The organism is Gilvimarinus gilvus (assembly GCF_030518155.1).
Classification (GTDB): Bacteria; Pseudomonadota; Gammaproteobacteria; order Pseudomonadales; family Cellvibrionaceae; genus Gilvimarinus; species Gilvimarinus gilvus.
The window spans coordinates 1-382 of sequence record NZ_JAULRU010000290.1 but is presented as its reverse complement, the minus strand read 5'-3'; the positions used below and the strand labels follow the sequence as shown (position 1 = coordinate 382).

General features: G+C 51.3%; 1 protein-coding gene. It reads left to right on the top strand.

Going from position 1 to position 382, the window contains the following annotated elements:
- A partial coding sequence (locus QWI17_RS04860; RefSeq protein WP_302721387.1) for an RNB domain-containing ribonuclease occupies window positions 1-382 on the top strand: 382 nt, incomplete at both ends.

Sequence of the window (382 nt, the reverse complement as noted above, 5' to 3'; positions counted from 1 at the left end):
CAGGATTATCAGGCGCTGACAGAGTCATTAGAAGGGCGGATGGATAAGCATGTTATTCAGATAATGATGCTGCGTTCCATGTCTCAGGCGGTCTACAGTCCTGAGCATAAGGGGCATTTTGGTCTGAATTATCCGGCGTATACGCATTTTACTTCGCCGATCCGCCGTTATCCTGATCTGCTGGTGCACCGGGCTATCCGGGGCCTGATTCATTCTGGCAACGACAGTCGTCACCTGGTTCGGCCTGATGATTTCTTGCCGAATAAGAAATTCCACTACAACTACACGATGGAACAGGTGGTTGAACTGGGTGAACACTGCTCAATGACTGAGCGACGGGCGGATGATGCGACCCGCGATGTGATGGCCTGGTTGAAATGTG